Annotated in this window: 6 protein-coding genes and 1 tRNA gene; 6 read left to right on the forward strand and 1 reads right to left on the reverse strand. The window is 53.4% G+C overall.

Going from position 1 to position 10,554, the window contains the following annotated elements; all coding sequences use genetic code 11:
- Position 1 precedes the first annotated feature (1 nt).
- Positions 2–78: transfer RNA gene (locus tag PG892_RS17070), tRNA-Val, on the forward strand.
- A 318-nt stretch (positions 79–396) separates the two neighbouring features.
- Here the strand turns inward: PG892_RS17070 and PG892_RS17075 are convergent.
- The gene (locus tag PG892_RS17075; protein WP_270666956.1) at positions 397–1,314 is read right to left on the reverse strand and encodes an IS5-like element ISEc35 family transposase; all 918 of its coding nucleotides are present in this window, start codon (positions 1,312–1,314) and stop codon (positions 397–399) included.
- A gap of 221 nt (positions 1,315–1,535) precedes the next feature.
- On the opposite strand from PG892_RS17075, the gene PG892_RS17080 reads away from it, so the two are divergent.
- Genes PG892_RS17080 through PG892_RS17100 form a run of 5 tightly spaced genes read left to right on the forward strand, consistent with a single transcriptional unit; the run spans position 1,536 to position 10,230 of the window.
- A complete protein-coding gene (locus PG892_RS17080) occupies positions 1,536–2,426 on the forward strand; it encodes a WYL domain-containing protein (RefSeq protein ID WP_270666958.1) in 891 nt (296 codons plus the stop codon).
- Between the two features lie 45 nt (positions 2,427–2,471).
- Positions 2,472–4,865 carry a type I restriction-modification system subunit M gene (locus PG892_RS17085; protein ID WP_270825607.1) on the forward strand — a complete coding sequence of 798 codons (2,394 nt, stop codon included), beginning with the start codon at positions 2,472–2,474 and terminating at the stop codon, positions 4,863–4,865.
- Positions 4,866–4,878: 13 nt separating this feature from the next.
- The gene (locus tag PG892_RS17090; protein WP_270825609.1) at positions 4,879–6,171 is read left to right on the forward strand and encodes a restriction endonuclease subunit S; all 1,293 of its coding nucleotides are present in this window, start codon (positions 4,879–4,881) and stop codon (positions 6,169–6,171) included.
- Positions 6,172–6,173: 2 nt separating this feature from the next.
- Positions 6,174–7,178, forward strand: a complete 1,005-nt coding sequence (locus PG892_RS17095; RefSeq protein WP_270825610.1) for a Fic family protein — start codon at positions 6,174–6,176, stop codon at positions 7,176–7,178.
- A gap of 16 nt (positions 7,179–7,194) precedes the next feature.
- Positions 7,195–10,230: a type I restriction endonuclease subunit R gene (locus tag PG892_RS17100; protein WP_270825611.1), complete on the forward strand. Its 3,036-nt coding sequence runs from the start codon at positions 7,195–7,197 to the stop codon at positions 10,228–10,230.
- Positions 10,231–10,554 lie beyond the last annotated feature (324 nt).

The raw sequence follows: 10,554 nt of genomic DNA on the forward strand, positions 1-10,554 counted from the left end.
TGCGTCCTTAGCTCAGCTGGTTAGAGCATCACCTTGACATGGTGGGGGTCGGTGGTTCGAGTCCACTAGGACGCACCAAATCCTAGAAAATCCCGCTCACGAGCGGGATTTTTGCTTTCTGTCGCATTAGTTTTTTCTATTCAAAAGAATTGAGTCATTCGAGCCTCTTTTTGGTCATGTGCCTAAAAAAGGCACTTCCGTGCCTAAATCTACAGGCACGGTCTGATCTCGTCGTGCCCAAGCCAGACCCCTACCCCATCCGGCACGGAACATTTTTCACTGCTTCCTGTAGCCCGCCGCGAAGACTGATAAAAGAATTCTCTGGGAATGATAAAGCCGCGGCCTTGTTGATCAAATCCAAAGTCGGATACTCGCTCCCCAACCCGCCGGGCGGGCTTAGTTGACGGCCTGCCGAATGGGCATACCAAGCCCTATGACCTTGTTCATGACTTTTACCCCAGCCAGGATCTCACCCACCTGGGCGTTGTAGCTCCGCAGACTCAGTTTCGGACCGATGAGCTGCTTGAAGCGATACATGGCGGTCTCAGCTATCGAGCGCTGATGATAGCCAGAGTCCTTTTTCCATTGCTCCAGTTCTCCTGCCTTGAGCGCGGCAACCGCCTCGTTGCGTGGATGGCCTTTCTTCCAGAATGCCGCATTCTTTCTCGGCGGTATGGTGGCCTTGATGCCCTTCTTTTGCAGTAGGGCATAACAGGCTCTGGTGTCATAGGCACCATCGGCGCTGACTTGTTCTATCTTGCGGCGCAAGGGGTTGAGCAGCGTGGGCAACACCTCGTTATCGCCCACCGTTTCCAGGCTGACTTCGGCTGCAACGATGGCATGGGTCACCGCATCTACGGCCAGGTGAAGCTTGCGCCAGACGCGGCGTTTCTCCTTGCCGTGCTTGCGAATTTTCCATTCGCCTTCGCCATAGACCTTGAGTTCGGTGGCATCGATGACCAGGTGAGCCACTGGGCCATGGCTCGGTAGGCGGTACTTGATTTCGACCGTCTTGGCGCGCTTGCTGATACAGCTGTAGTCCGGCGACTGTAAGGGCACATTCATCAGCTCGAACAGCGAGTTAATGAAGCCTTCCAAGGCACGCAGCGGTAGCTTGAATACCGCCTTGAGCATCAGCGCGGTTTCAATGGCGGAGTCGCTGTAATGGAAGCCTCGCCCTCGGCGGCCATGATGGGTCTGGCAATGCCACTGCTGGATGGCTTGCTCATCCATCCAGACGGTCAACGAACCACGTTGCACCAAGGCTTGGTTGTACTGTTTCCAGTTGCTGATCTTGTGCTTGGACTTGCCCATCTGGCGCTCCCGGTGGTGAACCTAAGAGATCAGATCACCAAACTGCGGGATAGTTCCCTGATTTGAGCAACAACGCCACTGTTGACCATACCGCTGGCGTGAACAGATGTAGATGTGAAGAAGTGCCATCTGCATCTAGTTTTTTTACTCAACTGATGGTTTCCAAGTGCATCGGATTGCTTTACGATGAACCTAATCTTTTTTATCAGGTGTAGGAATTGATGTTAGCCAGCGTCATCCAGAAGCGTCTCGAGGCCCTGCCACAGGCGACTCGAGAGCGGATCGCCCATATCGATTTCACCTTGATGTTCAAAGGCGAAGCGGTGCGGGCCGATCTGATGACTCGCTTTAACATGGCGCCCGCTCAGGTCACCAAAGACTTCATGCTCTATCGCGAGCTGGCACCGCAAAACATCGAATACGATGCCAAGCGACGAGTGCACATTCGCGGCGCGGCGTTTACGTCACTGTTTGAGTATGATCCGCTGCGAACCCTCGCCACCTTGAGCCAGGGCTTTGGCGACGGCTTCTCCGGCAAGGGTATGCTGCCCTTTGCCTGTGAGGCGCCGCACCACCTCAATCAACCGGCACTGGCGATTGTCGCCCAACTGACCGAAGCGATTTACCGTCGCTGCGCCCTACGCATCCGCTATGTCTCGCTTAGTAGCGGGGAAACGGTGCGGGACATAGTGCCGCACACGCTGGTCGACAGCGGCTTGCGCTGGCATGCCCGCGCCTATGACCGCACGCATAGCGAGTTCCGGGATTTCGTACTGACACGCATCGCTCACGCGCAACTGCTGATCGAAGAGAAGGCCCGAGCAGAAGAGCTCCCAGACGTAGATGCTCAATGGACAACGCAGGTAACGCTGGCGCTTAAGCCCCACCCTGCCCGTCAGCACCCAGAGGCCATCGCCCTCGACTACGCCATGACAGACGGTGTCCGATACGCCACAGTGCGGGCCGCCACGGCGGGTTATCTGCTGCGCCTGTGGAATGTGGACTGTTCCGCCGACCATCATCTCGATGGCCCCGAATATCAGCTCTGGCTGGCAAATCCGGACTGCCTCGATAACGTCAGCAATGCGACGTTGGCACCGGGTCGAACTTAATTTTTTATTTTTTACCGGGCGAGCCCGGAAAGACAGGACAACAAGATGGATCACAGCGTACACAACAAACTGGTTTCTTTTATCTGGAGTATTGCCGATGACTGCCTGCGCGATGTCTATGTGCGCGGCAAGTATCGTGATGTGATCCTGCCGATGGTGGTGTTGCGCCGCCTGGACACCCTGCTCGAACCCACCAAACAAGCGGTACTGGACGACGTCCATTTCCAGCAGCAGGAGATGAATGCCGTTGAGCTGGACGAAGAGCCGCTCAAGGCCGCCTCCGGTTATGTCTTCTACAACATCTCCAAATGGACGCTCAACTCGCTGTTTAACGCGGCCACCAATAACCAGCAGATCCTGCTGGAAAACTTCAATGAATACCTCAATGGCTTCAGCGATAACGTCAAAGAGATCATCAGCCGCTTCAACCTCAAGGCGCAGATCCGCCATATGGCCGACAAGCAGGTGCTGCTGGATGTGGTCGAGAAATTTATCTCCCCCTACATCAACCTGACACCCAAAGACGGTGAAGATCCGGAGGGCAACAAACTGCCTGCCCTGACTAACCTCGGCATGGGCTATGTGTTTGAAGAGCTGATCCGCAAATTCAATGAAGAGAATAACGAAGAGGCCGGGGAACACTTCACCCCGCGCGAGGTGATCGAACTGATGACCCATCTGGTGTTTGACCCGATCAAGGATCAACTGCCGCTCACTATGACCATCTATGATCCGGCCTGTGGCAGCGGCGGCATGCTGACCGAGTCCCAAAACTTTATCGAAGAAAAATACCCGGCCCAGGGTGCCAGTCGCGATATTCACCTCTACGGCAAAGAGATCAACGACGAGACCTACGCCATATGTAAGTCCGACATGATGATCAAGGGCAATGACCCTGCCAACATCAAGGTCGGCTCGACCCTGTCGACCGATGAATTCTCCCAGATGCGCTTTGACTTTATGCTCTCCAACCCGCCCTACGGCAAAAGCTGGGCCTCGGAGCAGAAATACATCAAGGAAGGGACTGAGGTCATCGATAGCCGCTTCAAAGTGCAGCTGGCCGATTACTGGGGAGAAGTGGATCCCAAGGGCTGTGATGCCACGCCACGCTCCAGCGATGGCCAGTTGCTGTTTTTGATGGAAATGGTCAGCAAGATGAAATCCCCTGCGACCAGCCCCTTGGGCAGCCGTATTGCCTCGGTGCATAACGGATCCAGTCTGTTTACCGGCGATGCGGGCGGTGGCGAGAGCAATATCCGCCGCTACCTGATTGAAAACGATATGCTCGAGGCTATCGTCCAGTTGCCGAACAACCTGTTCTACAACACCGGCATCACCACCTATATCTGGCTGCTGAACAACAACAAGCCGCACTCACGTCAAGGCAAGGTACAGCTGATCGATGCCAGCCTGCTCTATCGCAAGCTGCGCAAGAACCTGGGCAACAAGAATTGCGAATTTGCCCCCGAGCATATCGAAGAGATCACCGCGACCTACCTGGCGTGCCAGGAGGTTGAGCGCCAACTAGACGCTAATGGCGACCCGATCGGTATCGCCAGCAAGGTATTCAAAAACGAGGATTTTGGTTACTACAAGGTCACCGTCGAGCGGCCGGACCGCCGTAAAGCTCAATTCAGCGCCGAGCGCATCGCAAGCCTACGCTTTGACAAGTCGCTGGCCGAGGTGATGGCCTACTGCTACGACCGCTATCAGGAAAAGGTCTATACCCCCGGCTTCTTGCAGGAACACAGTAACGCCATCCTCGAGTGGTGCGAACAGAACGAGATCAGCCTCAATACCAAGGCCAAGGGGAAACTGCTCGATACCGGCTTCTGGCTCGACGCCCGGCAGTTGCTGTTTGTGGCACAGACCCTGATGCAAACCATAGGTGAGCAGGAGTTCAACGACTTCAACCAGTTTAAAGACGAGGTCGATGCCGCACTCAAAGCCAGCAGCATGAAGCTCTCCGCCCCTGAAAAGAACGCCATTCTGAATGCCGTCAGCTGGTATGACGACACCGCCGCCAAGGTGGTAAAAAAGGTGGTCAAGCTCAGTGCCGACAAGCTCGGGGAGTTGCTGGATCGCTACAGCTGTGAAGAGGCCGATCTACCGGACTTCGGTTACTACCCCGCTGGCAAGAAGGGCGAGTTTGTCACCTACGAATCCAGCAGCGACTTGCGCGACAGCGAGTCGGTGCCGCTGAGCCAGAGCATCTACCAGTACTTCCTCGATGAGGTTAAACCCCATGTGGCGGAAGCTTGGCTGAATATGGAATCGGTGAAGATCGGCTATGAGATCAGCTTCAACAAGTACTTCTACCGCCATAAACCGCTGCGCTCACTCGAGACCGTCGCTCAGGAGATCCTGACGCTGGAAAAACAAGCCGATGGCCTGATTGCCCAGATTTTGGGTCTCACCACATCCCTACCCCAGGCATAAGCAGGAGACGATAATGATGACGCTGACTGCTATGCCAAAATATGAGACATATAAAAATTCAGGCTCTGAGTTTTCTGGTTTAATTCCTTCAGATTGGCAATTGCTCCCAATTAGAGCGATTTTTGATGAACGCAACGAGAAAAATATAGGGCCGAAAACAGATTTTATTCTGTCGGTCACGAGAGACCGTGGTGTTATACCATATGATGAAAAAGGTGCTATTGGAAACAACAAGTCAGAGGATATTCAACGCTATAAGATAGTACACCCAAATGACTTGGTCATTAACAAAATGAACATAGTAATAGGTTCACTAGGCCTTTCCAAATATCATGGAGCATTAAGTCAAGTATATATTGTCTTAAAGCCAAAAAACTCAAGGTTTAATATTAGATACTATTCATACTTATTCTCTGATTCGACATTCTATAAATCCATGATTAAATACTGCACTGGGATTATGGAATTGAGAGAATCACTAGACAAAAATCATTTTAAAAAAATAAACCTTCCATACCCTTCAGAGGCCGAACAAACCGCCATCGCCAATTTTCTGGATACAAAAACCGCCCAGATTGACGAAGCGATTGCCATTAAGGAGCAGCAGATCGCGCTGCTTAACGAGCGCAAGCAGATCCTGATCCAGCAGGCTGTGACCCAAGGTCTCGACCCGACTGTGCCGATGAAAGATTCTGGCGTGGAGTGGATTGGCAAGATCCCGGAGCATTGGGAAGTTATCCGATTCAAAAATTTGTTTTCGCAAAGCAGACTATCTGTTAGGAAGGACGATGGAGTAGTTACATCGTATAGAGATGGACAGGTCACTCTTCGTTCTAATCGCCGACTGGAAGGCTACACTGAAGCTATTATCGAGGGTGGCTATCAGGGCATTAGAAAGGGTCAGCTCGTTCTGAATTCAATGGATGCATTTGAAGGCGCAATTGGTGTCTCAGAATCTGATGGCAAATGTACTCCAGAGTATGTAATTTGTGACCCTATTAGAGCTGGCGTATCCCAATACTATTTCGCCTATTTGCTTCGCGAAATGGCATTGGCAAAATACATTCTGGTCATTTGTAATGCAGTCAGGCAACGAGCTGTTAGGATTAGATACAATAATTTATCATCTAGATTCATGGTGTTACCGCCAAAAAACGAGCAGGAAGCCATTGTCACATTTATAGAATCTGAAAAGACCAAGATAAATGAGGGGGTTGAACATCTTCAACTCCAAATTGAAAAACTAAAAGAATACAAAACCACTCTGATTAATAGCGCCGTCACCGGCAAGATTAAGGTGGTTTAGCCATGAGCTATCAACCACCGTTTCAGCTCACCCACACCATGATGCGCCATGTGGCCCGCATCGGCGAATTGATTGGCACATGGAAGGCAGCCAATCAAAACCGGCTGGTGCCTGAGCTGCGCCGTGGCAACCGCATTAAAACCATTCAGGCCTCACTGGCCGTGGAGCAAAACACCCTGACGCTGGAGCAGGTCACCGCCGTGTTAGCGGGCAAAACCGTACTGGGTCTGCCCAAAGAGATCCAGGAGGTGCGCAACGCCTTTGCCGCCTATGAAACAATGGAGCAGTGGCACCCGCATCACATCGACGACTTACTGGCCGCACATGCCTTATTGCTGCATGGCTTGATTGATGACGCTGGCCACTGGCGCAGCAAAGGGGCTGGCATCTATCGCGGTGAGCAGCTGGTGCATATGGCCCCACCGGTCAGCCAGATCCCGCGCCTGATGGCCGATCTCTTCGACTGGTTAGCGCACAGCGATGCCCACCCGCTCATCGCCTCGGCCGCCTTTCATTACGAGTTTGAATTTATTCACCCGTTTGGTGATGGCAATGGCCGTATCGGGCGCTTATGGCAAACCCTGATATTGAGCCATTGGCAGCCCATGCTGGCGTTCCTGCCGGTGGAAACCGTCATCAAACATCGCCAGCAAACCTATTACCAGTTACTGACTGAATCCGATCAGAAAAGCGATTGTTCCGCCTTTATCGAGTTTTTACTGCAAGCGATTGAAGACAGCCTGCAAGAAGCCATCCATACCCAAGCGGATAGTGAAACGCGGGTACAAATGCAGGTAGAAACGCGGGTACAAACACCACTAAAAACCCCGGAACAGATCCTGAGTCTGCTGCAACAGCATCCGCAGATCACGCTAGCCGAGGTCGCACAGCGGCTGGGCAAGGCTCTTTCCACCGTGGAGCGCGCCGTCGCCAAGCTTAAAGCCCAAGGGGTACTGACATTTATCGGGCCCAAGAAAAACGGCCACTGGCAGGTTAACAAGAAATAACGAGCAGGGAGTATGCATGGTCAGCAATACCAAAGAACAGGCCCTTGAAGCGGCCATCGAGCAGGCCCTGACCGGCCAGTGTCTGGAAACACTCGGCAGTGGCATCGGCGAAGCGGCCGCTGTCTACGCCAAGCCCCATCACGGCTTTGTGCTGGGGCTGGCCAGCGATTTTGACAAGCAGTACGCCATCGATACCCGGCTATTCTGGCAATTTCTCGAGACCACCCAAGCCACGGAGCTGGCCAAGCTCAAGCAGCATCACCCCCATGACTGGCAACGCAAGGTGCTGGAGCGTTTCGATCGCATCATGCAAAAACAGGGGGTGCTGCACCTGTTGAAAAAAGGGTTGAGCCTTGACGATGCCCACCTGACCTTGATGTACCCGGCCCCGCTGGCCAGCAGCAGTGCGGCTGTGCACCAACACTTTGCCGCCAACCTCTTTAGCTGTACCCGCCAGGTGGCCTACTCGGCGCAGAACCCCAAGCAAGAGATCGACATGGTGCTGTTTATCAACGGCATCCCGCTCATCACCCTGGAGCTGAAAAATCACTGGACCAACCAGAATGCCCGCTACCACGGCCAGAAGCAGTACCGGGAAGATCGCGATACCAACCAGCCGCTACTGAACTTTGGCCGCTGCCTGGTGCATATGGCGGTCGATACCGACGAAGTCTATATGACTACCAAGCTGGCCGGGAATGCGACCTTCTTCCTACCCTTTAACAAGGGGCATCACCACGGCAAGGGGAACCCGCCGAACCCAACCGGCCATAAGAGCGCCTACCTGTGGCAAGAGGTCTTCACCAAGGAGAGCCTGGCTAACATCATCCAGCACTTTGTGCGTCTGGATGGATCAGCCAAAGAGTTGCTGAGCAAACGCACCCTGTACTTCCCCCGTTACCATCAGCTGGATGTGGTGCGCAGGCTGATAGACCATGCCAGCCACCACGGCGTAGGTCAAACCTATCTGATTCAGCACTCGGCAGGTTCTGGCAAATCCAACTCCATCACCTGGGCGGCCTATCAGCTGATCGAGGTTTACCCGACAAGCGTCGATGTGCATGGAGCCAAGGCCGTCGATCAGCCGTTGTTTGATTCGGTCATCGTCGTCACCGACCGGCGACTGCTGGACAAACAGCTGCGCGAGAACATCAAGGAGTTCTCCGAGGTCAAGAACATCATAGCGCCCGCCAACAAGTCATCCGAGCTCAAGTCGGCACTGGAGAACGGCAAGAAGATCATCATCACCACCATCCAGAAGTTCCCGTTTATCGTCGATGGCATCAGCGATCTGAGCGACAAGCGCTTCGCCGTCATCATCGATGAGGCGCACAGCTCCCAATCTGGGGATGCCCACGGCAAGATGAACGCGGCGATGGGCAAGATGCACACCGAGGAGGAGATGGAGGACACCCAGGATCTGATCTTGCAAGCCATGCGCTCGCGCAAGATGCGTGGCAACGCCTCCTACTTTGCCTTCACCGCCACGCCGAAGAACACCACGCTGGAGAAGTTCGGCCAGAAACAGGCCGATGGTACCTACCAGCCCTTTCACCTCTATTCGATGAAGCAGGCGATTGAGGAGGGCTTCATCCTCGATGTGGTGACCAACTACACCACCTATCGCAGCTATTACGAGATCAGCAAATCCATCGAAGAGAACCCGCTGTTTGACAGCAAGAAGGCGCAGAAAAAGCTGCGCGCTTATGTGGAAGGCAGCCAGGAGACGATCGACGTTAAGGCCGAGATCATGCTCGAGCACTTTATTCCCCATGTGGTGAATGCCAAGAAGCTCAAGGGCAAAGGCAAGGGCATGGTGGTGACGCAGAACATCGTCTCGGCCATCCGCTATTACAAGGCCATCACCCGCCAACTGGAGGCGCTGGGTAATCCGTTCAAGGCACTGATTGCCTTCTCCGGCAGCAAGGAGGTGGATGGCATTGAATACACCGAGGCTGATCTGAACGGGTTCCCCGAGAACGATACCCGTGACAAATTCGATACCGATGAGTATCGCCTGCTGATCGTGGCCAACAAATACCTGACCGGTTTCGATCAACCCAAGCTCTGCACCATGTACGTCGACAAGAAGCTGGCTAGCGTGTTGTGCGTGCAGGCCCTCTCCCGCCTGAACCGCGCCGCGCCCAAGTGGGGCAAGAAGACCGAAGATCTGTTTGTCCTCGATTTCTTCAACTCAGTAGACGACATCAAGGCAGCGTTCGATCCCTTCTACACCGCCACCTCGCTCTCCGGCGCCACCGACATCAATGTGCTGCATGAGCTCAAGGACTCACTGGACGATAGCGCTGTCTACGAGTGGTTCGAGGTCGAGGATTTTGTGGCGCGCTATTTCAATAACGAGGACGCCCAGCAGCTCAGCGTCATCATCGATAAGGCCGCTGAGCGCTTCAATCATGAGCTGGAGCTGAGTAACGAAGAGAAGGCCGACATCAAGATCAAGGCCAAGCAATTCGTGAAAATCTACGGCCAGATGGCCGCCATCATGCCTTATGACATGCTGACGTGGGAGAAACTGTTCTGGTTCCTCAAGTTCCTGATCCCCAAACTCAAGGTGGAAGATCCGGATGCCGACCTGCTCGATGAGTTGCTCGAATCGGTGGATCTCTCCTCCTACGGCCTGCAGCGTGTGAAGCTCAATCACACCATCACCCTGGATGCCGACGATTCAGAACTCGATCCACAAAACCCCAATCCACGCGGCGCTCACGGCACAGACAAAGAGACCGACCCGCTGGACGAGATCATCAAGAGCTTTAACGAGAAGTGGTTCCAGGGCTGGAGCTCAACCCCGGAAGAGCAGAAGGTGAAGTTCGTGAACATCGTCGATAGCGTGAAAAAACATCCCGATTTCGAGGCCAAGTATCAGAACAACCCAGACCCGATCAACCGGGAGCTGGCCTTCGAGAAGATCATGAAAGAGGTCATGCTGGCACGCCGTAAAGACGAACTGGAGCTCTATAAGCTGTTCGCCAACGACCTCGCCTTCAAAGCCTCATGGATGCAAAGCGCCCAAAGAATGGTGGGGATGTAAATCGTCGTAATTTTTTTAGATGAAATGACTCTTGGATTGCCGTTTTGTGGCGCGTCATGATGAATCGGGAAAAGGGAAATCAAAGTGCAAATTAACCAATGGATTTCGGAATTTTTAGCAAGACGTGGGTTAAAACATCCTGATGAGCGTCCACTTTTCGCGTACAAAACTTCGACGGATGAATTCGAGTCATTAAAACGCCTCTTACAAAATTATGCAGACAAGTTCCATTTGTCTCGGCACTACCCCTGACTCTTATACACAAGTAGCGCCCTGAACGGAACCATTCCCGTTTTCCAGGATCTGATCTTCCATGTGACCTCC

Source organism: Aeromonas sp. QDB68 (assembly GCF_027707405.1).
Taxonomy (GTDB): Bacteria; Pseudomonadota; Gammaproteobacteria; order Enterobacterales; family Aeromonadaceae; genus Aeromonas; species Aeromonas caviae.